Annotated in this window: 22 protein-coding genes; 13 read left to right on the top strand and 9 right to left on the bottom strand. The window is 62.9% G+C overall.

Annotated elements, in window-relative coordinates; genetic code table 11:
• Positions 1 to 6: 6 nt before the first annotated feature.
• The gene (locus C4S73_RS26170; protein ID WP_103875530.1) at positions 7 to 699 is read right to left on the bottom strand and encodes a GntR family transcriptional regulator; all 693 of its coding nucleotides are present in this window, start codon (positions 697 to 699) and stop codon (positions 7 to 9) included.
• Positions 700 to 869: 170 nt separating this feature from the next.
• Here C4S73_RS26170 and tkt point away from each other — a divergent pair, with 170 nt between their 5' ends.
• The 7 genes from tkt to C4S73_RS26140 all read left to right on the top strand — a co-directional run bounded on the left by tkt (position 870) and on the right by C4S73_RS26140 (position 7,556).
• Complete coding sequence (gene tkt / locus C4S73_RS26165) at positions 870 to 2,903, top strand: transketolase (protein WP_103875529.1); 2,034 nt, start codon at positions 870 to 872, stop codon at positions 2,901 to 2,903.
• Positions 2,904 to 3,014: 111 nt separating this feature from the next.
• Positions 3,015 to 4,127 (top strand): extracellular solute-binding protein, encoded by a 1,113-nt coding sequence (locus tag C4S73_RS26160; RefSeq protein ID WP_103875528.1) that lies wholly within the window; start codon positions 3,015 to 3,017, stop codon positions 4,125 to 4,127.
• Positions 4,128 to 4,137: 10 nt separating this feature from the next.
• On the top strand, positions 4,138 to 5,067 hold the full coding sequence (locus tag C4S73_RS26155; RefSeq protein ID WP_103875527.1) for an ABC transporter permease: 930 nt from the start codon (positions 4,138 to 4,140) through the stop codon (positions 5,065 to 5,067).
• Positions 5,067 to 5,897 carry an ABC transporter permease gene (locus C4S73_RS26150; RefSeq protein ID WP_103875526.1) on the top strand — a complete coding sequence of 277 codons (831 nt, stop codon included), beginning with the start codon at positions 5,067 to 5,069 and terminating at the stop codon, positions 5,895 to 5,897. Before C4S73_RS26155 ends, C4S73_RS26150 begins: the two co-directional genes overlap by 1 nt.
• On the top strand, positions 5,891 to 6,955 hold the full coding sequence (locus C4S73_RS26145; RefSeq protein ID WP_103875525.1) for an ABC transporter ATP-binding protein: 1,065 nt from the start codon (positions 5,891 to 5,893) through the stop codon (positions 6,953 to 6,955). The genes C4S73_RS26150 and C4S73_RS26145 overlap by 7 nt, the downstream gene beginning before the upstream one ends.
• Positions 6,956 to 7,104: 149 nt before the next feature.
• The gene (locus C4S73_RS28390) at positions 7,105 to 7,251 is read left to right on the top strand and encodes a hypothetical protein (protein WP_160115916.1); all 147 of its coding nucleotides are present in this window, start codon (positions 7,105 to 7,107) and stop codon (positions 7,249 to 7,251) included.
• Between the two features lie 83 nt (positions 7,252 to 7,334).
• Positions 7,335 to 7,556, top strand: a complete 222-nt coding sequence (locus C4S73_RS26140; protein ID WP_146071517.1) for a hypothetical protein — start codon at positions 7,335 to 7,337, stop codon at positions 7,554 to 7,556.
• Positions 7,557 to 7,646: 90 nt separating this feature from the next.
• Here the strand turns inward: C4S73_RS26140 and C4S73_RS26135 are convergent, their stop codons facing one another.
• From C4S73_RS26135 to C4S73_RS26105, 7 genes are all read right to left on the bottom strand, one after another.
• Positions 7,647 to 8,369 carry an ABC transporter ATP-binding protein gene (locus C4S73_RS26135; protein ID WP_103875523.1) on the bottom strand — a complete coding sequence of 241 codons (723 nt, stop codon included), beginning with the start codon at positions 8,367 to 8,369 and terminating at the stop codon, positions 7,647 to 7,649.
• Between the two features lie 10 nt (positions 8,370 to 8,379).
• Positions 8,380 to 10,371, bottom strand: coding sequence for a branched-chain amino acid ABC transporter ATP-binding protein/permease (locus C4S73_RS26130; RefSeq protein WP_103875522.1), 1,992 nt, complete (start codon positions 10,369 to 10,371; stop codon positions 8,380 to 8,382).
• Between the two features lie 7 nt (positions 10,372 to 10,378).
• A complete protein-coding gene (locus C4S73_RS26125) occupies positions 10,379 to 11,278 on the bottom strand; it encodes a branched-chain amino acid ABC transporter permease (protein WP_103875521.1) in 900 nt (299 codons plus the stop codon).
• Positions 11,279 to 11,516: 238 nt separating this feature from the next.
• Positions 11,517 to 12,719, bottom strand: a complete 1,203-nt coding sequence (locus C4S73_RS26120) for an ABC transporter substrate-binding protein (RefSeq protein WP_103875520.1) — start codon at positions 12,717 to 12,719, stop codon at positions 11,517 to 11,519.
• Positions 12,720 to 13,357: 638 nt separating this feature from the next.
• Positions 13,358 to 14,419 carry a hypothetical protein gene (locus tag C4S73_RS26115; RefSeq protein WP_103875519.1) on the bottom strand — a complete coding sequence of 354 codons (1,062 nt, stop codon included), beginning with the start codon at positions 14,417 to 14,419 and terminating at the stop codon, positions 13,358 to 13,360.
• A gap of 40 nt (positions 14,420 to 14,459) precedes the next feature.
• The gene (locus C4S73_RS26110) at positions 14,460 to 15,320 is read right to left on the bottom strand and encodes an ABC transporter permease (protein ID WP_103875518.1); all 861 of its coding nucleotides are present in this window, start codon (positions 15,318 to 15,320) and stop codon (positions 14,460 to 14,462) included.
• Between the two features lie 2 nt (positions 15,321 to 15,322).
• A complete protein-coding gene (locus tag C4S73_RS26105) occupies positions 15,323 to 16,261 on the bottom strand; it encodes an ABC transporter permease (protein ID WP_103875517.1) in 939 nt (312 codons plus the stop codon).
• Between the two features lie 104 nt (positions 16,262 to 16,365).
• Between C4S73_RS26105 and C4S73_RS26100 the strand changes: the two genes are divergently transcribed.
• Positions 16,366 to 17,298, top strand: coding sequence for a LysR substrate-binding domain-containing protein (locus tag C4S73_RS26100; protein WP_103875516.1), 933 nt, complete (start codon positions 16,366 to 16,368; stop codon positions 17,296 to 17,298).
• Between the two features lie 16 nt (positions 17,299 to 17,314).
• Here the strand turns inward: C4S73_RS26100 and C4S73_RS26095 are convergent, their stop codons facing one another.
• Positions 17,315 to 18,859, bottom strand: a complete 1,545-nt coding sequence (locus C4S73_RS26095; RefSeq protein WP_200828103.1) for an ABC transporter substrate-binding protein — start codon at positions 18,857 to 18,859, stop codon at positions 17,315 to 17,317.
• Between the two features lie 839 nt (positions 18,860 to 19,698).
• Between C4S73_RS26095 and C4S73_RS26085 the strand changes: the two genes are divergently transcribed.
• From C4S73_RS26085 to C4S73_RS26065, 5 genes are all read left to right on the top strand, one after another.
• Positions 19,699 to 21,285 (top strand): recombinase family protein, encoded by a 1,587-nt coding sequence (locus C4S73_RS26085; RefSeq protein ID WP_342210596.1) that lies wholly within the window; start codon positions 19,699 to 19,701, stop codon positions 21,283 to 21,285.
• Positions 21,282 to 22,175 carry a ParB/RepB/Spo0J family partition protein gene (locus C4S73_RS26080; protein ID WP_103875513.1) on the top strand — a complete coding sequence of 298 codons (894 nt, stop codon included), beginning with the start codon at positions 21,282 to 21,284 and terminating at the stop codon, positions 22,173 to 22,175. Before C4S73_RS26085 ends, C4S73_RS26080 begins: the two co-directional genes overlap by 4 nt.
• Complete coding sequence (locus C4S73_RS26075) at positions 22,172 to 23,074, top strand: plasmid partitioning protein RepB C-terminal domain-containing protein (protein ID WP_103875512.1); 903 nt, start codon at positions 22,172 to 22,174, stop codon at positions 23,072 to 23,074. Before C4S73_RS26080 ends, C4S73_RS26075 begins: the two co-directional genes overlap by 4 nt.
• A 349-nt stretch (positions 23,075 to 23,423) precedes the next feature.
• Positions 23,424 to 25,298 carry a molecular chaperone HtpG gene (htpG, locus tag C4S73_RS26070; RefSeq protein WP_103875511.1) on the top strand — a complete coding sequence of 625 codons (1,875 nt, stop codon included), beginning with the start codon at positions 23,424 to 23,426 and terminating at the stop codon, positions 25,296 to 25,298.
• 244 nt (positions 25,299 to 25,542) lie between these two features.
• Positions 25,543 to 26,226: a 3'-5' exonuclease gene (locus tag C4S73_RS26065; protein WP_244595808.1), complete on the top strand. Its 684-nt coding sequence runs from the start codon at positions 25,543 to 25,545 to the stop codon at positions 26,224 to 26,226.
• The last annotated feature ends 1 nt before the right edge of the window (position 26,227 follow it).

The following is a 26,227-nucleotide window of genomic DNA, read 5'->3' as shown; positions in this document are numbered from 1 at the left end:
TTGCTATCACTCGGGACGCGCGAAAGTGCTCCGGGCGAGGATGACGTCGGCGGTCACATTGATGTCGGCCGCCAAGGCTGCGCGCGCCGCCTCCGCATCCCCGCGCTCGATGGCCTCGAGGATCACGATATGGCGCTTCAAACCGCCCGTCGCGATGCGGTTGGGGTTCTCACGGGAATCGAGATTGATGATCGGACCGGCCTTCAGCCAGAGGCCGCGGATAATGTTGACGAGCAAAGGCGAGTGCGCCGCGCCATAAACCGCAAAGTGAAATTCCTTGTTGAACCGCACGGCTTGCCCGACATCGGGCTGGGCCTGTTCGCCTTGCTCGCGAAAGCCGGCTTCGGCGACGCGCATGGCTTCGAGATCGGCCTCCGTGCGGGTGAGGGCGGCTTCCGCCGCAGCCTGTCCCTCGACCATCAGCCGGACTTTCGTCAGGTCGCGAAACTGCGCGAGCGTCATCGTCGGAACCCGAACCGCGCGATTGGCCGTGGCCTCGAGCGCGCCGTCCGAGACGAGCCGCGACACCGCCTCCCGGATCGGCTGGATCGAGACGCCGAATGCGTCGGCGACGGCACGCAAGGTGAGCTTGTCCCCGGGCGAAACGCGGCCGGAGGTCAGCAGGTCGGCAAGCTGGTTATAGGCGCGCTCACCGAGAGTCCGATGCTCCAGCCTCTCGACTTCTGTCAGTGCGTCCATCGGCTCGTATTCCACCCCATCCGCGTCATCTAGCCATACGCGGTTTGTCGCATCCAGACGGGATTCGATTTGTTGACACAAAATCTGTGATCACATATCAAACATCTCATATCAAGGGTTTGGCGCAAGCGCCCATTGATTGGTCCGCCTTCCGTCGTGAGCTTCATTTCATGCCTGTTTCGTCTCTTTCGCGTGCCATTCCCGCTGCCTCGCTCGATCTGGCTGAGCTCAAGCTGATGGCCAATGCGCTGCGCGCGCTGACGATGGATGCGATCGAGCAGGCCAAATCCGGCCATCCCGGCATGCCGCTCGGCATGGCCGACGTCGCGGCCGTGCTGTTCTCGCAGCATCTGAAATTCGATCCCGCCGATCCCGCCTGGCCCGATCGCGACCGGCTGATCCTTTCGGCTGGCCACGGTTCGATGCTGCTCTACGCGGCGCTGCATCTGCTCGGCTACGAGGACATGCCGCTCGACGAACTCAAGCGCTTCCGCACGACGCATTCGCGCGCGGCCGGCCATCCCGAATACGGCCATGCCGGCGGTATCGAGACGACGACCGGCCCGCTTGGCCAGGGGCTGGCCACCGCGATCGGTTTTGCGCTGGCTGAGCGGCTTGGCGCTGCTCATTTCGGCAAGGACATCGTCGACCACCGCACCTATGTCATCGCCTCCGACGGCGATCTGATGGAGGGCATCAGCCAGGAGGCGATCGCGCTCGCCGGACATTTCAAGCTCAGCCGCCTGACCGTGCTGTTCGACGACAACAACATCTGCATCGACGGCAGCGTCGACATGGTGGAATCGACCGACCAGCTAGCCCGTTTCCGGGCTTCCGGCTGGCATGTCCTGCGCATCGACGGACATGACCCCGAAGCGATTTCCGCAGCCATCGACGAGGCCCGCGCCAGCGACAGGCCGACCCTGATCGCCTGCCGCACGGTGATCGGCTTCAGTGCGCCGACCAAGGCCAATAAGCCCGACGCGCACTCCTCGCCGCTGGGCACCAAGGAAGTCGCCGGTGCGCGCGCCAATCTCGGCTGGAACTGGGGGCCGTTCGAAATTCCCGACGCCGCCGACGCTGCCTGGAAGGCGGCCGCCGCGCGTGGCAAGCAGGACCGCCAGGACTGGATAAAGCGCTTTGCCCAGGTGCCGGCTGATCGCAAGGTTGTGTTCGAGCGCTGCCTGACGAAATCCCTGCCGGCCGGCCTCTCCGAGGCCGTGCTCGCCGCCAAGCGCGGTTTCGTCGAGAGCGCCGCGCAGATCCCCACGCGCAAGGCCTCCGAACAGGTCTTCGACCAGCTTAGCCGGCTCCTGCCGGAACTGATCTCAGGTTCTGCAGATCTCACCTCCGCAACACTGAACAAGGCGAGCCTGCGCGCGATCACGCCGGAGGATTTCAGCGGACATTTCGTCCATTGGGGCATCCGCGAGCATGCGATGGTCGCGGCGATGAACGGGCTGGCGATCGAGGGCTTCATCCCCGTAGGCGCGACCTTCCTCGCCTTCTCCGACTATTTCCGTCCTGCCTTGCGTCTCTCGGCGCTGATGGGGCTCGGCACGATCCACGTCATGACACATGACTCGATCGGGCTTGGCGAAGACGGTTCGACGCATCAGCCGGTCGAGCATCTCGCCGCCTTGCGCGCCATGCCGAACCTGCTTGTGCTGCGCCCGGCTGATGGCATTGAAACGGCGGAAGCCTGGGAAATCGCGCTGCAGAACCGCAAGCGGCCGACGATTCTCGCTCTCACCCGCCAGCCCGTACCGCAATTGCGCCAGGATGCCGAGACGCAGAACCGCTCGGCGCTGGGCGCCTACGAGATCGCCGCCGCCAATGGCGAGGCGCAGGTCTCGCTGTTCTCCTCCGGCTCCGAAGTTCAGCTGGCGTTGGCCGCCCGGGACCAACTGGAGAGCGAGGGCATCGCGACCCGTGTCGTCTCGGTGCCGAGTTTCGAGCTGTTCGCCGAACAGCCTGCCAGCTACCGTGCCGCGATCCTCGGCACCGCGCCGGTTCGCGTCGCAGTCGAGGCCGCCGTCCGTCAGAGCTGGGACGGTCTGATCGGTATCGACGGCGATTTCATCGGCATGAACAGTTTTGGCGCCAGCGGCCCGGCCGAAGAACTCTACGAGCTATTCGGCATTACGGCGAAGGCCGTGGCCGATGCGGCCCGCCAGCAGCTCAAGCGCAAGGGAGTGTCGTAACCCGGCCGCCTGACACCACGCTTCGCCTTTTGCCAAGACCAAGAAGCCGGGACGCGCCGAAAGGGCCGATTCCGACCAGACCCTTCACATGTCTCCCCCGGAGGAACACCCATGTCTGAAACCCTGAACACGCCGCTCTCGCGGCGCACGGCTCTTAAAGTCGGTGCCGGCGCTGCGATCGCCGCTCCCTTCGTCATCCGCCCTGCCTTTGCCGCGACCCAGGTCGTCAACATTCTCGGCGTACCCGGCCTGCATCTGAAGCTCTGGGAAGAGTGGTCGAAGATGATCGCGGCCGACACGCAAGGCGCGGTCGAGGTTCGCTACGACCCGCTGGGCTACGCCCCCGCCTTCGCCAAGATCAAGACCGAGGTCGAGAGCAAGACCTACTCGACCGACCTGTTCTATGGCGACGCCCCGTTCCCCGAGCGCCTCGTTCTCGACGGCCTGCTCGAGAAGATGCCCTATGCCGACATGCCCGGCACGCAGGAGCTCTACCCGTTCGCGCGCGGCGAATACACGCTCGAGGTCTTCCGCACCAATTGGGGCGTCGTCGGCTTCAACACCAACTTCGTCAAGGCAAGCAGCCTGCCGGAAAAGCCGACCTGGGACATCTTCACCGATCCGCGCTGGAAGAACCGCCTGAGCTGGTCCGATCCGCGCGGCTTCCCAGTCTGGATCCCGATCGTCGTCGAACTCTATGGCGAGAACGGCTGGATCGACTACTGCCGCAAGGTCGACGCGAATGTGAAGACCTATAATGCGCGCTGGATCGACAACCGCCTCGGCCTGCAGCGCGGCGATGCGTGGATCACCTTCCTCAACCTGCCGAACGTCTATATCAGCGTCGAGGTCGACAAGGCCTCGGTCTCGGGCCTGCCGATCGTGACGCCGCAGAAGGCGCTGGGCGTGCTGCCGGTCTCTGTCGGCCTCCTGAAGACAGCGCCGAGCCGCACTGCGGCAATGAAGGTACTGGACCTGACCAGCACCGCCAAATACGCCAAGGTGATGATGGATATCGGCCTCAACCCCAGCAACAATCCCAAGAACTTCCCCCATGAACTCCCCAACAAGATCATGGCGCTGAACAATGCCGAGCGCGTCGGCCTGAAGACCTGGGAAGACGTCCAGAACCACACGATTCCCGTCGATTGGGTCGATTGGGCGGGCAAGATGGACCGCTATGTCGCGACCTGGGAAAGCGAAGTCCTGAAGCGGCGCGGGTGACGGAAATCCAATGAAGGCCTTCTCCGCGCAAAGGCGGGAGACGGTGACGGCGTGGCTTCTGGTCGCGCCGTTCATCGCCTTGCTGCTGATCCTCCTGCTCGTGCCTTTCGCGGCGATCCTGCTGAAAAGCGTCTCGTCCTCGACGGCGTTCGGCCTGCCCTATCTCTCGGGGCAGGAGACGCTGTCGAGCATCGTGCCGACGCTCTCGAACTACGCACTCGTCCTCAACGACCCGCATAACCGCGAGGTCATTGTCAGGACGCTGGCGATCTCGGTCGTCGTCGCGACGATCCTGGCCGTGGTCGGCATCGCCGTCGGCTATTACATGGCGCGCCGCCCCCGCATCGCGCCGGCCCTGTCGGCGATCGTGACCTATCCCTCGCTGGCCCCGGCGATCACGATCATCTTCGGCATCCTCTGGTTCATCAGCTCGACCGGGCCGATCAACCATTTGCTGTTCCAGACGCTGGAATGGATCAACGAGCCGCTCGAATTGACCGGCACCTTCGCAGCCGTCGTCATCGGCGATCTCGCGCTCTTCGCCACGATCTCGGTGCGCATGACCGCCTCGCTGTTCGAGATGGTCGATGTCGCGCTTGAGGATGCCTCGTCCAGCCTCGGCGCCACCGAGCGCGAGACGTTCTTCAACATCGTGTTGCCGCTTGTTCTGCCCGGCGTCGCCGCGATCTGGATCTTCGTCTTCATCCGCACGATGGTCGCCTATGTCGCGGCGTTGATCCTCGGCGGCGGCAGCAAGGGCGTCGTCGTGCTCCCGCTCGAAATCTTCAACCGCATCCAGTCGCTCGGCATCTCCGGCACGATGGCGCAGATCTGCGCATTCGCGGTGGTCCTGGCCGTGATCACGCTGCTCGGCCGCTTCCTCTATGTGCTCGTGGTTCGTCGCCTGTTCCGCGGCACGCTCTCGGTCGAGGCTCTCTGATGCGGCGCGGCCCCCGGACACCCTCGGCGATTTCCTCCGTCCTGCCGCCGTTCAGGTGGATCTTCCCGCTGACGACGCTCGGCCTCGTGCTGTTCATCGTCATCCCGCCGATCACGCTGCTCTCGCTGTCGGTCTCGGAGCGCTTCGACCTTGCCTATGGCATCCTGCCTTCGGGCCTGAGCTTCGAGATGTATACGCAATGGGGCGGGCGCATCCTGCGTTCGATCCGCGACAGCCTGTTCATCGCGGTGCCCGCCGTCATCCTGTGCCTGCTGATCGGGCTTCCCGTCGCCTATGCGCTGGTGCGTTTCAAGTTCGCCGGTCGTGGCATCGTCTCGGAACTCGTCAACCTGCCGATGGTGTTCCCGCCGATCGTGCTCGCCTTCGGCCTGATGTCGCTGTTCAAGCTGGGGCCGCTCGCCCCGCTCGGCGCCTGGACGGCGATCATCCTGGGACACACCGTCGTGTCGATCCCCTTCATGATCCGGCCGCTGATTTCGGCGCTGGAGCAGATCGATCGCTCGGCCGAGGAGGCTGCTCGCAGCCTCGGCGCCGGTCCGCTCGGTGCCTTCATGACCGTGGTCCTGCCCAATATCGTGCCGTCGATCATCACCGGCATGGCCCTCGTCTTCGCGCGTTCGATCTCGGATTTCGAAATCACGCTCCTGCTCACGACACCCGAGATCAGCACCATGCCGATAGCGATCTACCATGCATTCGAGAGCGGTTCGACGCGGCTTGGCGCGGCCGTGGCCATGGCGACCAACCTGTTTGCGGTCGGCGTCATCGTCATTCTGGAAGTTCTAGTGCGGAGGGCACGCTGGTGGTGAATGCAGCCGATCTTCTCGTCGATCGCGTGACGAAGACCTATGGCGCGAACACCGTGCTCGACGACATCTCGATCTCCGTCCAGCCGGGCGAGTTCATGACTTTTCTCGGCCCTTCGGGCTGCGGCAAGACCACGCTTCTGCGCATGCTCGGCGGTTTCGCCGAGCCCGATCAGGGCCGGATCGTCATCGCCGGCAAGGATGTCACCAGCCTGCCGCCGAACCGGCGCGATTGCGGCTTCGTCTTCCAGTCCTATGCGCTGTTCCCGCACATGACGGTTGCGGCGAATGTCGGCTACGGGCTGAAGCTGCGCAAGACGCCCAAGGCCGAGCTGCAGAAGCGCGTCGGCGAAGTCCTTGAGATCGTGGGCCTGAGCGAATTCGCCGGCCGCTATCCCCGGCAGATGTCGGGCGGCCAGCAGCAGCGCGTCGCAATCGCACGCGCCATCGCCATCCGCCCCTCCGTCCTGCTGCTCGACGAACCCCTGTCCAATCTCGACGCGAAGCTGCGCGAGCGCATCCGTTTCGAGCTGCGCGACCTGCAAAAGCAGCTCGGCATCACCACCGTTTTCGTCACGCATGACCAGGACGAGGCGATGGCGGTCTCCGACCGGATCGTGGTGATGAGCCGTGGCCGCCTGGAGCAGGTCGGTACGCCCACGGAGATCTACAACGCGCCGGCCTCGCTCTTCGTCGCGGATTTCGTCGGGATCAACAATATCCTCGACGGCCGGATGATCGATGCGACCGGTACCTTTGCACGTGCCGAGACCGGTTTCGGCGCCCTTGAAGGTATCGGCGCCGGCCAGGCACCCGGCAGTGCGGTCAAGATCACTCTGCGGCCGGAATCGATCGTGGTGGCGCAGGGCACGTCGAACGATGGCGCCGGTTTCCCCGGCACGATCCAGATGGCTGCCTTCCTGGGGTCGACCGCCCGTTATGAAATCCGCCTCCGCGACGGCTCGATCCTGAAGGTCGCAGCGCCTCGTGGCGCACTCCTGCCCCCGGGCAGTGACGTCACATGCCGCTGGGCGCCCGAGGATGTGCGTATCGTGCAATGACGCGATGTCGGGCCAAATTGGCGGCATGTCGATAGGCATTCGAAACAGGGTGCTCTGTGTGGGGAGGCCTTGCCTGATCGTCATTCATTGCCCAGTCTGGAAACAGAAGGGTCTATCGCGCGTTCACTGACGGTCACGGAGATCGCACAATGAACACAAAGACTATGACGACGGTCGGTCAGGACGCTGCATGCGTGCTGCGGGCCGGGATGAAACAGGAGGTGTCGATGCAGCTTGTCACAAGGGCGGCGGAGTATGGTTTCGACTGCCATCGTTTTGAAGCGGTGCGCTCATGAATCGCGTGCTGTCAGCTGCAGCTGTCGTCGCCCTGGCATGCCTTGCCTCAGCTTGCGTCGATAGTTCGCGTCCGCGCGCCCTCGTGAACTCCGAGCCGCCTCCCGCGGGTTCGGTCAAGCGCATCGCCAATGACGGCGCCGGCGGTCTGATCCTGCCGGATGGATCGCGCGTCGCAGTCGACGGGCAGGGCGGCTTCACGTTGCCCAACGGAGACTATGTTCGCCGCGACAGGTCCGGCGCATTGAACCTGCCCAATGGCTCGCGCTGCCTCCCCGATGCGCGTGGCGGCTTTGCCTGCCCGTAGCCGCCGGTTAGCCTAAACGGATACGCGTGGCGGCCACCGGCAAGAATGCCGGGGCCGCCCCTATCAACCGGTTCCCGAAAGGCGCGCAGCTCAGTGGCTCGCGCCGAGATAGGCGGCCCGCACGGCCGGGTCGTTCTTCAGCTTCGTGGCGTCGCCGGAGCTGGCCAGGCGGCCATTTTCCAGCACATAGCCGTAATCGGCGACTTCGAGCGCGGCAGCCGCGAACTGCTCCACCAGCAGCATGGTGATCTTCGCCGCCTTCAGCCGCGCGATCGTGGCAAAAACCTCCTCGACGAGGCGCGGCGCGAGACCCATCGAGGGCTCGTCGAGCAGCAGCACCTCCGGCGCCAGCATCAGCGCGCGCGCCATCGCCAACATCTGCTGCTCGCCGCCAGAAAGTGTGCCGGCTAATTGGCTCCGACGCTCCCTGAGCCGTGGGAAGAGCTCGAACATGCGCTGCCGGTCCTGCTCGACATCGCCCTTGGGCCGCGCGCCGGTCAGGCGCGGGAAGGCCCCGAGTTCGAGATTGTCGTCGACGCTGAGCGCGGGAAACACGCGTCGTCCTTCGGGCGAATGCGCCATGCCGAGCTTGGTGATCTCATGCGAGGGGAGGCCGGCTATATTCCGGCCCGCCAGCAGGATCTCGCCGGAATCCGGCTTGATCATGCCCGAGATCGCTCGCAGCGTCGTGGACTTGCCGGCGCCGTTGGAGCCGATCAGCGTGACCAACTGGCCCTTGGGCACGGAGATCGAGAGCTGGTGCAGCACCTGCACCTTGCCGTAGCCGGCGACGAGATTGTGGACCTGGAGCATCTGGGGTCCCTCAGTGAGCTGTCGCGGCGCTGCCGCCGAGATAGGCCTCGATGACGCGCGGGTCGGCCTGGACTTTTGCGGGCACGCCCTCGGCGATCTTCTGGCCGAAATCGAGCACCGTCACGGTGTCGGAGATGCTCATCACCACATCCATGTGATGCTCGATCAGGACCACGGTGATGCCGTGATCCTTGATCTTGCGGATGATCTCGATGAGCTCCTTGATGTCGGGCGCGGTCAGCCCCGCCGCCGGCTCGTCGAGCAGGAGCAGCTTGGGGTCGAGCGCGAGTGCGCGGCCGATCTCGAGCAGGCGCATCTTGCCATAGGGCAGGTTGCGCGCTTCCTCGTTGGCCATCGCTTCCAGCCCAACGAATTGCAGGATGCTGGCTGCACGTTCGCGCGCGGCCAGCTCCTCGCGACGCGCGGCCGGCAGGCCCAGCGCGACCGCGAAGAAGCCGGTGCGATAAGTGCGGTGCAGGCCGACCATGACGTTCTCCAGGCAGGTCAATTCGCCAAAGAGCTGGACGTTCTGGAAGGTGCGGGCAACGCCGCGGGCTGCGATCTCGGGCGAATTGCGTCCGACAAGGCTCTCGCCCTCGAAGCGGATATCGCCGCCGGTCGGTTTGTAGATGCCCGTCAGCACATTCATCATCGTGCTCTTGCCCGAGCCATTAGGCCCGATCAGCCCATGGATCGTGCCCGGCTTCACGGCGAGGTCGACGGCGTTCAAGGCCTTCAGCCCGCCGAACTGCATCAGCACGGCCTGTGCATCGAGCAGGACGCCGCCGGGAGGCGTCGAGGTCGCCGTCGCCCCCCAGACCCGCGAGGCGTCGCCGGCCTCGCCCGCCACCAGCGCGCGACCGCCACGGCGCAGCGACAGCTGCGTCAGCACCTGCCGGACGAAGCCCATGATGCCATCGGGCAGATAATAGACCACGAACAGGATCATCAGCCCGTAGATGGTCAGCTTGTAGTCGACGATATGCTCGAGGAAGAGCGAGAACACGAACATCGCAAGGCACAGCACGACGGGAATGGCGATGCTGCGCGCCTGGCTCGGGTCACGACGCCAGGCATAGAACCCGCCGGCGAGGGCTACGAGCGCGATCAGCCCGGCCGTGATCCGGAAGAGTTCGAGATCGGCCAGAATATTCGGGAGGAACACGACGATGGCCGAGCCGATGATCGGCCCCATCCGCGATTTGCGCCCGCCCATCGCCACCGCCAGCAGGAACTCGATAGAGGTGGCGAAGTTGAAGGCCTCCGGCGCGATATACTGCCGGAAATAGGCGTAAAGCGCGCCCGCCAGCCCGGCAAAGCCGGCGCTGATGACGAAGGCCAGAACCTTGTGCTTGTAGACGCTGACGCCCATGCAGTCGGACGCTATCGGCGAGTCGCGCAGGGCCTCGAAAGCCCGGCCATAGCGCGAAGCGATGATGCGGTTGATCACCACCACCGTCAGCACCAGGGCGATCGCCGAGATGTAGTAGTACTCGACCTCGCGCAGCCGCTTCAGCGAGAGATCGATATAGTCGCGCAGGTCGATGAAGAGCGGCGTGCGCAGTTCGATGCCGAGCGGGCCGTTGGTCAGGTTGAGGTGATTGAACCAGGGGCCGAGGTCGGTCATCTCGTTGATGAGCGTGATCACGATCGTCCCGAAGGCGAGCGTCACCATGGCAAGATAGGGCCCGGTCACCTTCAGCGCCGGCAGCGCCAGAAGCGCGCCGAACAGCGCGGTGATCACGATGCCGGCGGGCAGCGCCCACCAGAAGCCCAGTCCGAAATGCAGCGAGAGCAGGCCCGCCGAATAGGCACCGACGCCAAACAGCGCGGCATGGCCGATCGAGACCTCGCCGGTATAGCCGAAGACGATGTCGAGCCCGAGCACCAGGATCGAATAGATCACGATCGTGGTGATCAGCGGCAGGTAGTAGGACGAGGTCACCACCAGGGGCAGCGCAGCCAGCAGCACGACACCGGCGATGAAGAGAAGCGTCTTCATGGCCGGGTCAGACCTTCTTGATCGCGGTCTTGCCGAAGAGCCCGGCGGGCTTCAGCGACAGGACGAGCAGCAGCAGGATGAGACCGGGCACGTCCTTGTAGCCGGTGTCGAAATAAAAGCCGGTCATGCTTTCGGTGATGCCGAGGATCAGGCCGCCGGCGACGACGCCGAAGCCGCTCGACAGGCCGCCGATGATTGCGACCGCGAAAGCCTTGAGGCCGAGGGCAGCGCCCATATTGGCGCCGGTCAGCGTGATCGGGGCGATCAGAACGCCCGCCAGCGCCGCCGCGAGCGAGGACAGCGCGTAGGAGAAGGTGATGACCAGCGGCGTGTTGATGCCCATCAACCCGGCCGCGTCACGGTCGTTCGAGGTCGCGACCACCGCCTTGCCGTAGATCGAGCGGCGGTTGAAGGTCTCGACCGCCAGCATCATCGCGAGCGCACCGAGCACGATCGCGATCTCCATGGGGCGCACATTCACACCGGCGATCGTCAGCGGATTCTCGCTGAGAGGCGAGGGGAACTTCAGCGGGTCCTTGCCCCAGATGTTCTCGGCCATGTTCTTGAAGATGATGCCCAGAGCGATGGTGGCCATGATCCATCCGGCCTCGGATTTGGTCTTCATCGCCTGGCGCACGCCCAACCGCTCGACGACGGCGCCCTGCAACAGCCCGAAGGCGAAGACGAAGGGCAGCGCGATGAGATAGGCGGCGAGATTGCCCAGATGCAGCCCGATCAGGAAGTTCACGCAGGTCAAACCGACGAGCGCGCCCAGCGTCAGGGCCTCGCCCTGGCCGAAATTCAGCGTTTTCGAGGTCGCGAAGGTCAGCTGGTAGCCGAAGGCGATGACGCCATAGATCATCCCGACCGAGATGCCGGAGACGAGAATCTGGAAGAAGTTCTGCATGAGGTCCCGACCGCGGGCTGGAGGTCTGGTTTGGAAAACTCAGCCCTCATCCTGAGGAGCCGCGCAGCGGCGTCTCGAAGGATGGTTCCAGTGTATGCTGGAGCCTCCTTCGAGACGCCGTTCCGATCGGAACGGCTCCTCAGGATGAGGGCTCGGACTGGGCTCGAAGGCTGTTTGAAAAAGGCCCTCCCCGCGAGGCGGGGAGGGTTCGTTCTGATGCGATCGCAGCGACAGCGCCTCAGACCTTCGGCTTGACGCGCAGCGCCCCGTCGCCTTCGAGATCGGCAGGGTTGGCCGGTATCACGCGACCGCCCTTGACGATGCCGAGCACCGGGATGTTGGCGGTGATCGCCTCATGGTCCGTGGCGCTGAAGGGCTTGTCATAGGTGGTGACGACGCCCTCGACCTTGGTCGTCAGGTTTTCCAGGGCTTCGCGGACCTTGCGCCCATCGGTCGACTTGGCCTGGTTGATCGCCGCAGCCAGTAGATACATCGAATCATAGCCCTGCGCGGCCGAGACCGGCGAGGGGATGCGATCGACCTTGTAGGCCGCCTGATAGGCCTCGATGAAGCTCTTGCGCTTGGGCGTGGAGGGCAGCTGGATGAAGGTCTGGGGCATCATCACGCCTTCGCCATTGGCGCCGGCGGCATCGATGAAGCTCGCCATCGACAGGGTCCAGGAGCCCATCACAGGCACTTTCCAGCCGAGTTTGACGACGGCGTTGACGGTCTGCGCCAGCTCGGGGCCGATCGCATAGGTCAGCACCACGTCGGCGCCGGCATCCTTGGCGCGCAGCGCCTGGGCCGTCATGTCGGTGTCGCCGATGTTGAATTTCTCGGTCGCAACGGGCTTCAATCCGCGTTCGGCGAGAGCCTTTTCAAGGTCGGCGCGGCCGAGCTGGCCGTAGTTGGTCGAGTCCGCGATGATCGCGACCTTGGTATAGCCGGCTTTCTTCACGGCTTCGGCGACCATCGCGCTCTGGATGGTGTCGTTGGCGGAGTTGCGGAAGATGTAGTTCGCCTTGTTCTCCGGCGGCTTGAACTGCTGCGTCACCAAGGTGCCGGTCGAGACGTTGTTCATCACGGGGATCTCGGCTTCCTGATAGAAGCGCTGGGCCGCGAGCGAGACGCCTGTGTTGATGAAGCCGACGGTCGCGACCACCTGTTCCTTGTTGATCAGTTCCTGCGCGATCTGGACGCCCAGTTCGTTCTTTGCCTCGTCGTCGCGCTCGATCAACTGGATCGGCTTGCCGAGCACGCCGCCTGCCTTGTTGATCTCTTGCGTCGCGAGCTTGACGCCGTCGCGCATGCTGACGCCCATCGCAGCGGAACCGCCCGTATAGGGCCCGCTGACGCCGATCTTGATTGTTTGCTGAGCGTGGGCCGCGCCGATAAAGGCCGCACTGAAGGCCGCGGCGGCGAGCCATGTCTTGATCGTCATCGTTTTTCCGTCCCTGTGTTGCGGTTCGATGTCCCGATTTGCTCGGATTATCACGTCTTCTTGGCCGTCCAGGCAGAATGCCGACAGCATACCCGTCCAAGGCAGATACCCCGTAGCCTCACCGCAAAGAGGTAGACCAATCAGTTGCGCCTGCAACTAATGATATCATGTGTCTCGGCTGAATAGATGAGTCTTTAGTCTGATCAGGGCCTGCCCAATCTTTGGGCGCACGGCCAAAACCTCCGACAGCAACGCGCCGAGCGCCAGACGCGTGATGGGCTGGACGATGTTCGTGCTTCCGAAGCCTTGCCTGCCGGGCCCGCGCATCTTCATCCAAACGCTTGTTGCCGAGCGTCCGGCAATCAGCTATCCACCTCCCACGGATTGCGCCCGTAGCTCAGCTGGATAGAGCGTTGCCCTCCGAAGCTGGATTTTTGCCGAGGGTGCTGCCTAAATATTCCAATATTGTCAGTAACTTGCACTGCAAGCCGGCGTGTGAAACGCGATCGCAATTCAGTTCGGCACGACCGCGCCACAACCATGTGTCGCGCTTCGCGCACGAAGGGCTTTTGTAAAAGTGCGGTCGAGAACAAGACCGAAAATGTTCTTGTCTCCGACCGCTTTTTAACGCTGGGCTCTCAGCTCCAGAATGCGCTCTGCCACAGGCTCAGCTTCTCTCCGACGCCGTTCTTCAGCGCGTTCTCGTAGACGCGGTAGCTGCACATCACGTCGTAAATAGCCATGCCACGGGCGAAGTAGACGATCACGTCGTCGTCGTCACGGCGTCCGCCGGTCTCGCCGGCGATGACCTTGCCGAGATCTATGATCTCCTCTTCCTTGGCCAGGCCGCGATCGACCATGACGCTCGGCGTCATCGTCTTGCGCTCCATGCTGATCGCCGAGTTCATGACATAGCCGTCGGCGCGAGCGAGCGTCTCGAAGGTCGCGTCCCAGATTGAGAGGTCGACCAGCAGGCTACCCTTCTTCATCCAGTCCGGCTCGATATAGGCATCGTCGATCGTCTGGACGTTGGTCGCGGGGATGACCACGTCGGCATCGGCGACTGCCGCGCGGGCAGAATCAACCGCGCGGACATCGATGTTCAGCTTCCGCGAAAACTCGGTGGCAAAGGCCTTGGCGCGATCGCTGTTGAGATCATAAACATAGGCGACCTCAAGCTCCGGCATCACCTCGGCAGTGCAAGCGATTGCGGCTTGGTTGATCGGACCAACGCCAATCAGGCCCACGCTGCGCGCCCCCGGGCGGCGCAGATGCTTAACGCCAATTGCACCGAGCGCGCCCGTGCGCATGCAGCTGATCACCATTGCGTCCATTAGGGCTATTGGATAGCCGGTCTCGGGATCGAGGATCGTGACCAGGCCCGAGGCGCGGGGTCCCTTGCCGTTGATCGGGTTGTCCGGGTTGCTCGGGATGTTCTTCAGCGCGACCTTCATCACGCCGTCGTCGTCGAGATAGCCAGCATGGATATTCGCGCGCTTCTTGCTGGGATAGCCGACAAAATTCTTAAGCTTCTCGGCTGGCACGCCCCAGAATAGCGTGGCAGTCGGCGCCTCGATTGCCTTGCCCTGATATGCGAGCAGCGTGGTGCGCTCGGTATCAGCGACGGTGGCGGCGACGTCGCCCGCGCCGCAGCGCACGGCGTCTTCCTGGCTGAGATAGATGAAATTGGCTTCGCTCATGACAAGACTCCGGGTGGTCGTTTCTACGATAGAGATGGCGTCAGTCGCGCTGCCGCAGCTTTGGGTCGGTCGCGTCGCGCAAACCGTCGCCGAGAAGGTTGAGAGCGAGCACGGTCAGGAAGACGAAGACGCTCGGAAAGACGGCCAGCCACCACGCCTCGAGGATGTTCTCAAAGCCTTCGCGGATCATGCCGCCCCAGGTCGCCGTCGGCGGTTTGACGCCGAGGCCGATAAAGCTGAGCGAGGCTTCCGTGCGGATCGCCGTCGCCATCCACAACGAACCCATCACCAGTATATCGGCGATCAAGTTCGGCAGGATGTGGACGCGCATGATCCGCTGGTGAGTGCAGCCCATCGAGCGGGCCGCCTGGACGAATTCCGCCTCCTTGAGCACGAGTGTCGGCGCCCGAGCCAGCCGCACGAAGGGCGCGATCTCGGTGATCGCAATTGCGACGATCAGGTTCTCGAGGCTCGCGCCCAGCACGGCCGCAACGAGCATGCCGAGGAGAAGGCTCGGGAAAGACAGCATCAGGTCGACGAGGGCCATGACGAAGGCGTCGAAGCGGCCGCCGACATAGCCGGAGATCACACCGAGCGTCGTGCCAAGCGTCATCGCGATCAGGATCGAGACGAGGCCGACGAAGAGCGAAACCCGCGCGCCATAGATGATGCGGGAGAGAACGTCCCGTCCGTAGGAGTCCGTGCCGAGCCAGAACTCGGATGATGGCGGCATCAAACGGTTGACGACATCCTGCGCGAGCGGGTCATAGGGCGCGATCAGGGGAGCCAGGATTGCGGTCAGGACAATCGCCGTCAGCAAGGCTAGTCCGGCCCAGGCGAAGGCCCCTCCGCGCGAGATGAAGCGCGAGGAGTCGCGCAAGGTTGTGAGGGTTGCGTTCATGGTCAGGCCGTCCTGATCCGCGGATCGACGGCGGCATAGGCCAGGTCGGTCAGCACGTTGGCGAGCACCACGAAGGAGGCGAAGATGATCATCAGCCCCTGCAGCAGCGTGTAGTCGCGGGTGTTCAATGCGCTCAGGATGAGCCGCCCGAGACCGGGCCGGTTGAAGACGATCTCCGTCAGCACAGCGTTGCCGATCAACGTGCCGAAATACAGCCCGACGACCGTGATGATCGGCAGCAGCGAGTTCGACAGGACATGGCGTAGCGCGACGGTAGTTGGCCCGACGCCCTTCGCGCGGGCAGTTCTGACGTAGTCCTCGCCGAGTGTCGCCAGCATCGAGGAGCGGGTCACCCGGGCGACATAGGCGCTCATAATGATGCCGAGATTGAGCGCCGGCAGGGCAACGCCCAAAAATCGATCCCAGGGCCCGGCGTTCTGGCTCGTCCCGATCACCGGGAACCAGCGCAACTGGATCGCGAAGGCGAGAAGCAGCAGGATGCCGGAGACGAAGGCCGGCAGCGAGAGCCCGACGAGTGAGAACAGCCGGCCGACATAATCCGGCCAGGCATTTCGATGAACGGCCGCATAAATACCGAAGGGTAGGCCGAGCGCGAGACCGACAAAGATTGATGCGGCCGCCAGCTCCAATGTGTTCGGCAGGACGCGCAAGGCCTCGTCGAGCACCGGGCGCTTAGTGACGAGCGAGGTGCCGAGGTCGCCCTGCAGGAGACCGCCGAGGAACCCTAGATACTGCTCGGAGAGCGGGCGGTTCAGCCCGAGCTCAAGGCGCAGCGCGTCGAGTGCGGCGGTGCTCGCCTGGTCGCCGAGAATGACGGCGGCCGCATCACCCGGCACAACCCGGATGATCACGAAGATGGCCGTGAACATGGCAAGCAGCGTCGGCAGGCCGAGTAGTATGCGTTTCAGTGCGTATTGCATGTCGATTCTTAAAGTCGCGCCAGTGCGACCTCCTTCTGGTGAATATCTGCAGCCAATGCTAAAACGTCCAACAACGTTTTTGGCCCGGTGTATTCCAGAGAGTTATGCCTAGAAGCATCAATCTACGGCAGGTCGAGGCCTTCCGGGCGGTGATCGAGAACGGCACCGTCAGCGCTGCCGCGCTCGCTTTGAACGTGACCCAGCCAGCGGTCAGCAAACTCGTATCCAATCTCGAATACGATACAGGCCTGCGCCTCTTCGACAGGGTCAAGGGCAAGCTAGTGCCGACAATCCAGGGCGTCCGGCTCTACGAGGAAGTGGATCGCGTGTTCTCCGGCCTGCACCAGCTCGAACGAGCAGTCGAGACCGTTCGCCGAGAAGAGAAGGGCCGGCTTGTGATCGGTGTGCTACCCGCCCTATCCGGCCATTTCATCCAACAGGTGACGATGCGCTTTCTCGAAAGCGAGCCACATGTCTTCGTCTCGCTAATCGTGCGCGGCTCGCCGGGCCTCACCGACTGGCTAGCCACTCGCCAGGTCGATGTCGGCATCCTGAATGCCAGGGTCGAGCATGCCTATCTCGAGACCGAGCAGTTCCTGTCTCATCCACTGGTCTGCATCATGCCGCTTGATCACCCATTGGCACGGAAGTCCGTGATAACGCCGTCCGATCTCCACGATGAGCCCTTCGTCGGCTTTGACGAAGGCGTCGAGATCCGCCGCGTGGTTGACGAAGTCATGGCGAGTTACGGATCGCAGCCCCGCCTTGTGCTCGAGGTCACGACGGCACCGACGCTATGCGAGTTCGTCGCCCATGGCCTGGGCCTGTCGCTTGTCCACCCCCTGATGGCTGGGCCGGTGCAGGCGCGTGTTGCGATCCGCCGCTTCGAGCCCGCGATCGACAATCATTTCTTACTGGTCAAAGCACAAAAGGCCCGCAATGCGGGCCTTTTGGATCTCTTCATAGAGCACGCCCGCCGCTGCGGCGGCGAACTGATGCGGGAGGCGCTCAGAGCCAGTCCCGATCAGACTGATTAACCTGATCGGCGCGTGCTCAGCGCGTGACAGTCGTCTTCTCGGTGATCTGCGGGGCGATGTTGATCGCGCCCTTCAGCTCATAGCCGTAATCGACCTTCTTGCTTCGTGCCCAGACCTGCTGCAGCTCGAACAGCGGCACGGCGCAGACATCGCTGTTGATCTTCGCTTGCGCCACTTTCCATGCCGCCATTTGCTTGTCCGCATCTGTCTCCTTGCGCGCCTGCTCGATCTCGACGTCAGCAATGGCGCAATGCGAGAAGTTGGTGATCGCGGTCGGCTTACCCACCGTCGCAGCCGAGTGGTAGAACTCGGTTAGATAGGTGTCGGCGACCGGGAAGCGCGCTGCGCCGTAGAACACCAGCGCGCTGGCGTTCTGGCGGATCTGTTGCTGGTAGGTCGGATGGTCGACCACCTTCATGTCCAGCTTGATACCGGCCTTGCCCAGTTGGTTCTGAATCACTTCCATGATCGGCAGCTGCGAGGAGATGTTCGAGACCACGACAGTCAGCGTGATGCCGTCGGGATGGCCGGCCTCCTTGAGCAGCGCTTTGGCGCGATTGACGTCGGCCTTGACTGTCCAGGAGCAGTCCTCGCCGCGATAGCCCGGCGGCACGACCGAGCAGCCCTTCTTGGCAACGTCGGGACCGACGAAACGGACGATCTGATCGACGTCGATGGCCGCTGCGATCGCTTGCCGAACCCGGATGTCGTCAAGCGGCTTAATACTGCGGTTGATATGCAGCGTGCGAAACTCGCCAAGGCCGAAGACGTCGACCACGGCATCGGGGCGTGCCTTGACCTGCGTTACCCAGCGCTGCTCGCGCCGGCCGTAGATCATGTCTATCTGGCCCGACTGGAAGGCTAGGTCGCGGCTGCTATCGGAGAGCACAAAGCGCCAGAAAATTTCGTCGATCTTCGGCGCGCCTCGGAAGCTGTCCTTGTTAGCGGTTAGACGGACATATTGCTGCGGCACATGCTCGGCGATCGCGAAGGGGCCGGTGCCGACCGGCTTGGCCGAGAAGCCGGCCCCCATCTGCTCAGCCGCCTTTTTGCTGACGATGCGTCCGCCATTGAAGTTCGAGAGCAGCCCGAGCAGGCCGGCATCGGGATATTTAAGGTCGACGCGCACGGTCATCTCGTCGACCTTCACAACATCGGCGATTGCCGAGAAATTGCCTGCGAAGGAGGAGGTCTTCGGGTCGGAGGCGCGCTTCAGGGAGAATACCACGTCATCGGCCGAAACCTCGCCGAAGCCGCCCTGGAACTTGACACCCTTGCGCAGATGGAAGGTCCAAGACTTGCCGTCAGCTGCCGTTTCCCAGCGCTCGGCGAGGTCGGGCTCGAGCTTAGCCGGATCCGCGCTGCCGGGCGGAAACCGAACGAGACCATCAAAGACGTTGCTCAGCAACATCGAATCGAAGCCGTTTGCGCGATGTGGATCGATATTCGTGATATCCGACGTGCCGACGGCGACCTGCAGCGTTTCCGCCATAGCCGGAAAGGTGGCAAGAGCCGGCGTCGCCAGCAGGCCAGCAAGAATGGCCATGGTTGTCTTGTTCATCGTGAAATTCCCCATGCTTTGGTGCATGAGGCTGATCGCTTTGCATGCCGTCAAATGAAGTTTGGCAAACGTGTTATAAGCAATGGTTATGCACATACCGCACGAAGGTAGGACTATTGCCTATCGAAGACATCCGCTTGAGGGAGCAGGTCCCTGCGACGCTGGGTTTTACGACCAGAAGCGCTGAAAATACCCCTTATTTTCTCGATACTTACCTTTTTGGCTTAGTTGCGGACTTGTTTCCGACTGAGCTCGGCACATGATACCGTCGCGCCTTCGCTTAATAGTATCAGTTCGCCACGCGGCCGCTGATGATCGACGTCTGCAGTTGGCCGAGACTTCTGTTGCAGCAAGAGGCCTATCTGCTTCCTGGCGATAGCGGGTATTCTCGCCCCGGGTCTTGGTCCACTCGCTCTAGCTGGACGGCCCTAACAGCTTCCAGTGCTACCAACGCCGCGGCGACCTTCGCCCGCGCCTCCTCGATGTCGGCCATAACCAAGCAGTCGCTTCGGTGGATGGCCGCCAAGAAGGCCGCGAGCACGGCGGGGCAATTTGCCGCCAAGCCCAGGAAGTGATCTCCGCTTGGAGCCCGTTCCCCGGAGAGCCAATTCTTCACTGTGCGGTCGTGCGCGCCAGTCCAGCGCGCCACAGTCTTGATCTTGGACGACTGACCCCGAAGCGATGCCCTCAGAGCCGTCGAGACCAGCTTGGCAAACGCTGGGTTGATGATCGCCCGGCCACGGTCGCCGGGAAAGACGTTGCCCGAATTCGGAAAAGACATTCCGCCACCTCCGCGCTTGACTGACCGGGGACGTCCGCCGGCCTACGAGGCGTCGAGTGTGGAGTGGCGGTGTGTGAGTAGCGCTGACGGATCGAGTCGGATTGCGCGGATTGGGCCTGAGAGGTCGAGGCGGGCGGTCGCGTATGTCAGAATGTCGACCGACCACCAACGCTACTCGACCGAGAACCAGCTCGAAACGATCAACCGGTTCGCCGCTGCTCGGGAGATCGAGATCGTCCGGGTCTATGAGGACGCCGGCAAGAGCGGCTTGAACCTGGAAGGTCGGGACGCATTTCAACGCCTCCTTGCTGACGTCGAGCGAGGCTCGGCCGATTTCGGAACAATCCTGGTCTACGACGTCAGCCGCTGGGGGCGCTTTCAAAATGCCGACCACGGCGCGCATCTGGAATTCTTGTGCTCACGCGCGGACATCATCGTGCACTATTGCGGCGAGCAGTTTGAGAACGACGGCAGCATTGGCTCCAACCTATTGAAGACCGTGAAGCGGGTCATGGCCGGCGAATACAGCCGCGAGCTCTCGGTCAAGGTATTCGCCGGTCAGTGCCGTCTAGTCGAGAAGGGATTTCGACAAGGCGGGATGGCCGGCTACGGCTTAAGGCGGCTTCTGATTGACGAGAATGGCGAGTCCAAGTCCGAGCTCGCGATCGGCGAGCGCAAGAGTCTCCAAACGGATCGGGTGATCCTGGTGCCCGGCCCGGCCGAGGAGGTCGAGATCGTGCGGCGCATCTATTGCCTCTTCGTCGAACTCGGCATCCACGAGGCCGAGATTGCGGCCCGCCTCAATCGCGAGGGTATCTTCACCGACCTGGGGCGGCCATGGACGCGCGGCACGGTCCACCAGATCCTGACGAACCCGAAATATATAGGCGACAACGTTTTCAACCGCGTGAGCTTTAAGTTGAAGATGCGCCGGGTCGTTAACACTCAGGAGCACTGGGTTCGCGCCCGCGGCGTTTTTACAGCGATTGTCGAGGTCGCCACCTACGAACACGCCGCAAAGATTATAGAGGAACGCAGCCGTAGGCTCGGGGACGACGATCTCCTCAATCTGCTTCGTGCGCTGCTGGCGGCGCAAGGATCCCTCTCAAGCCTCGTAATCGACGAGCGCGAGGACATGCCATCTAGCAGCGTATACCGGAACCGCTTCGGCAGCTTGCTGCGCGCCTACCACCTAGTCGGCTACAGCCCCCAGCGCGACTACCGCTACATCGAGATCAACCGGCGCCTTCGCGCGATGCATCCCGACGTCGTCGCGACGGTCATCAACGGCCTACGCGATGCCGGTGGCGAGGTCCGTGTCGACCCCGAGACGGGGTTGATTGATATCAACGGCGAGTTTACCGCCTCGGTCGTCGTAGCACGCTGTGGCGAGACGCCAGGGGGCTCGCCGCGCTGGCGCATCCGGCTAGACACCGGACTGGCGCCCGACATCACTGTCGCCGTGAGAATGGACCACGGCAATACGTCCCCGCTCGACTACTACCTGCTTCCACGTCTCGATATGACGGAGCCAAAGTTGCGGCTCGCTGAATGCAACGGCCTGTCCCTGGACGGCTATCGGTTCGAGACACTGGATTTCTTGTTCTCCCTGGCGGCACGAGCCCAATTTGAGGACGCAGCATGACCGAAGCGAAGCACACCCGTGTCGAGATGGTGCCGATCGATAGGATCCTCATCCTGAACCCACGCGTCCGGAATCGGCGCAAGTTCCTGGAGGTGATCGAGAGCATCAAGATCTTGGGTCTCAAGCGCCCGATCCGGGTCAACACGATGATGAGTTCGGATGGCCGACGCTGCTACGGTCTCGCTTGCGGCCAAGGACGCATTGAAGCCTTTCGTGAACTTGGGCGGACCGAAATCCCCGCCATCGTCACCGAGGCGACCGAGGAGGAATGCCTCATCATGAGCCTTGTCGAAAACTGCGCTCGCCGGCAGCATCGCTCCATCGACCTGCTCCAGGACGTCGCCACTCTACGCCAGCGCGGCTACACCGACCGCCAGATCGCCGAGAAAATCGGCACCTCGTCGGAGTGGGTCAACATGATGGCGACGCTGATCGAGAAGGGTGAGGATCGCCTCGTCGAGGCCGTAGACTCCGGGACGATTCCCATTTCAGTCGCGATGGAGATCGCCCGCGCCGACGACGGGAATATCCAGAAGATGTTGGCCGAGGCCTACACCGAGGGCAAGATCTCCGGTCCCCGGCTGATCAAGATGCGGCGTCTGATCGAGCAGCGAGCGCGGCTCGGCAAACACATGTCCATGAACCCGTTCGGGAAAAAGCTGAGCAAGGCGAGGACGTCGCAGGCCTTCGTCCGCATATTCCAGCAGGAGGCCGATAAGCAGCGCTTGCTAGTCAAGAAGGCCGAGGTCACGCAAACCCGCCTGCTTTTCGTCGTCGAGGCCCTCAAAAACCTGCGAGCCGATGAGAACTTCGTGACCCTTTTAAGGGCCGAGCGGCTCGACACCATGCCGAAGGATCTGGAGACCCGCATTTTGGGAGAGGCGGCATGATAGAGACGGGAAACCCGATGCGGATTGCCTTCGAGCCGGACTGCATCACCGTGCGGATTGCGTCGCTCCTGCCCGTCCGGCCGCCGCGAGCTTCGGTCAAAGCGAGCCGCAAGTATCAGCAGATCCGAACCTCTGTGATCGAGATCGGGCTGGTCGAGCAGCCCGTGATAGCCAGGATCAACGGCAATTCCGAGAGCTTCCTCCTGCTCGACGGCCACGTCCGCGTCGAGATCCTGAAAGACCTCGGCAAAACCGAGGTGGAATGCCTCGTCTCGACCGACGACGAAAGCTTCACCTTTAACAAGCGGGTCAGCCGCCTCTCCGCCGCGCAAGAGCACGCCATGATCTTGAAGGCGATCGCCCGCGGCGTATCCAACGAGAAGATCGCACGGGCGCTCAGCCTCCATGTTAACAGCGTGCGACGGAAGGCGACCCTTCTTGATGGCGTCTGCCATGAGGTCGTGTCGATGCTCAAGGACACAATGTGCCCGATGGCGGTCTTCGAGATTCTGAAGCGAATGAAGCCGCTGCGCCAGCTCGAGGCGACCGAACTGATGATCGCCGCGAATAACTTCACGGCGGCCTACGCAACCGCGCTCCTTGCCGGGACGCCGACCAACGAGCTCGCCGGCGAGAGGAAGTCAAAGAAGGTGCGCGGCGTGACGCCCGAAGCGATGGCGAAGATGGAGAAGGAACTCGCCCGCCTGCAGGAATCAATGGCCGAAATCCAAGAAACCTACGGCAAGGATCATCTCCAGCTGACCGTGGTGAAGGGCTATCTCGGGAAACTCCTCGGCAACCCCCGCGTCGTGCGCTACCTCCTACAGAACCGACCGGAGTATCTTGAGCATTTTCAAGCGATCGCCGATGCAGCCTCCTTCGCCGATCGGGCCGCGTGATCCATATTGGCCCCGCACGCGTGGATCGCGGGCTGGGGGCGCTTGCGACGCGCTACAGATTGGCCGACAGCGGAACTTGGTAGCGTGAGAGCATTGCTCGTCGAAGGTGCAGGCGCGATGGAGTAGGTCCCTCCGAAGCTGGGTTTTCGCCGAAAGCGCTGCCGAAAAGCCCTCACATTCACAGAAGCTTACGCGGCTGATAAGTGCCCGAAGCCCGATCACAACTCGGTTCGGCACAACCGCGCCACAGGCCCGTCATGGAACGAATTTGCCGTGCTTGTTTGCCTCTTGAAAACCTGATCTGACGCGTCCAAATCGCCGCCATCAATCAAGAGGTTCGAGAACCGCTATGTCGACCGCAACCACAGAGAACCGCAGCTTCGAAGCCGACGTCTCGCGCCTCCTGCACATGATGGTGCACTCGGTTTATTCTGACCGCGACGTCTTCCTGCGCGAGCTGATCTCGAACGCTGCAGATGCCTGCGAGAAGCTGCGCTATGAGGCCATCGCCACGCCGGCGTTGATCGAAAATGGTGGCAAGCCCGCGATCACCATCGCGGCGGATCCGGAGGCCGGCACGCTCTCGATCAGCGACAACGGCATCGGTATGAGCCGCGATGAAATGATCGAGGCTCTCGGCACGATTGCGCGCTCTGGCACACGCGCCTTTATGGAGCAGGTCGAGGCGGCCAAGGGCAAGGAGGGCGCTCAGCTCATCGGCCAGTTCGGCGTTGGTTTCTATTCGTCCTTCATGGTCGCAAGCGAGGTCGATGTCGTGAGCCGCCGGGCCGGTAGCGACGAGGCTTGGCGCTGGATCTCGGACGGCAAGGGAGAGTTTTCTGTTTCTCCCGCCGCATTGGACGATGCGCCTGGACGGGGCACGCGGGTCACGCTCAAGTTGCTGGAGGACGCGAAGACCTATGCCGAGCGCTGGACGCTGGAGCGCATCGTCAAGGCTCAGTCGGGCCATGTTCCGGTGCCGATCGCGCTCGTGGAGAAGCCCGGAGCGGAGCCGACGCCGCTTGCCGATGGCGCAGCGCTCTGGACCAAGCCCAAGAGCGAGATCACCCCTGCGGAATATACCGACTTCTACCGCAGTCTGGCTGCCCAGTATGACGAGCCAGCAGCGACGGTGCATTTCCGGGCAGAAGGCCGCCATGAATACACGGCGCTCGCGTTTGTCCCGGGTAGCAAGCCGTTCGACCTGTTCGATGCCGAACGCAAGGGCCGGATGAAGCTCTATGTGAAGCGCGTCTTCATCACGGACGAGGCGGAGCTGCTTCCGCGCTATCTGCGATTCGTGCGGGGCCTTGTCGATACGTCCGATCTTCCTTTGAATGTCTCGCGCGAGATGATTCAGGACAGTCCGCTGCTGGTTGCCATCAAAAAAGGCGTAACCAGCCGCGTCCTGTTAGATCTTGGCAAGTTGTCCGAGAGCGAGCCCGAAACCTTCGCGGCAATCTGGGGGAACTTCGGTGCCGTCGTGAAGGAGGGCCTTTACGAGGATTACGAGCGACGCGAGCAGTTGCTGGGGTTGGCGCGCTTCAGGACGACCGCCTCGGGCGAAGGTCTGCGCAGCCTCAAGGACTATGCCGCCGCCCTTAAGGAAAATCAGACTGCGATCTACTACATCGTCGGTGATGACCTGGCGCGGATTGCGGCCTCGCCGCAGCTCGAAGGCTTCCGTGCACGTGGGGTTGAGGTTCTGTTGCTGAACGATCATGTCGATAGTTTCTGGGCTTCGAGCGCTCCGGATTTCGACGGCAAGCCATTCAAGTCGATCACCCAGGGCGCGGCCGATCTCGGGCTGATCCCGCTCGTCAACGGCGACGCCCAGCCTTCCGCCGCGACCTCGCCCCAGGTCGACGCGCTGATCGAAGCGTTCAAGCAGATACTGACTTCCGAAGTCGCCGATGTCCGTGCGTCCGATCGCCTGACGGACAGCGCGGTCTGCCTCGTCGCGCCCGACAAGGGACCTGACCGGCAATTTGAGAAGCTGCTCTCCGCCGCCGGCCGACTCGATAGCCCAACCAAGCCGATCCTCGAAATCAATCCGCATCATAGTCTCGTGGCCAAGCTCGCGGCGTTGGACGACGATGCGATGCGTAACGACCTGGCGCACCTTCTGCTCGACGAAGCTCGCGTCCTGGATGGAGAACGCCCCGCCGATGCTCAGCGCTTTGTCGAGCGTCTGGGAAGGCTTATGGTTCTGTCGCTCAAATGAGTCGGGGCCGCTCGCGGGTATGAGGCGTTCGACATTTCGTTGCGGATTCAGACATCAGGATCTCAAGGCCAGGCAAATTTTGGGAACCGGCCTTGTTGCAATCTGGCTCGAAGATCCTGCCAAGCCCTGTCTGTATCGGCCTGCATGAGATCGACGGTTTCCATTGAAGCATACCCTCAACCTTATGATGCGGGCACGTTTCGAACGACCCACCGAGACATCGGGAGTTTCGACCTTGAATAGCATGCCCAGTGGGCGTTTCGTCGTGCTCGACTTCGAGACGACCGGACTTAGCCCGGCGATGGGGGCGCGGGTGATTGAGGTGTCCGCTCGCGAGGTGGTGGATGGCCGGGCAGGCCACGAATTGCTCACCTTCGTCGACCCAGGTGTCCGCGTGCCGGCTGAGATAACGCAGATCACCGGCATAACCACTGCGATGCTGAGCGGCGCGCCGACCTCGGCCGTGGCTATGCGTCAATTGACGTCCTTCATCGGCTCATCGCCGATCGTTTGCCACAACGCCGGCTTCGACCGGCGTTTCTATGAGCACGAGGCGAGCGCGTTTCTCGATGGGCAGCATGTTCGCGCCTTCTGCACTTTGCTCTTGGCTCGGCGCATATTTCCGGGCCGGAAAAGCTATCGACTGGGCGGCCTTGTCGACGAGATGGGCATCGCGTCTCCTGGCCGCCTTCACAGGGCGAGTGCAGATACCTTTGTTACAACCCACCTTTTCGACCGTATTTGCGCGGACGCGCGCGCTCGTTGTCGCGCCGAGAGCTTTGATCACGACGTGTTGCACCGACTGCAGCGGATCCGGATCGCGGGAGCACATGAATGGTTGGCGACATTGGGTAGCCCTGCCCCTTCATCGCGCGACAAACCTGGATCACTCGGGCGCGGCACGCCGATCACAAGCTCGTTGAATTAAC

The sequence above is a fragment of the Allobosea lathyri genome (assembly GCF_900108245.1).
GTDB lineage: Bacteria > Pseudomonadota > Alphaproteobacteria > Rhizobiales > Beijerinckiaceae > Allobosea > Allobosea lathyri.
The sequence above is the reverse complement of the archived record's forward strand: the minus strand, read 5'-3'. Positions and strand labels throughout refer to the sequence as shown.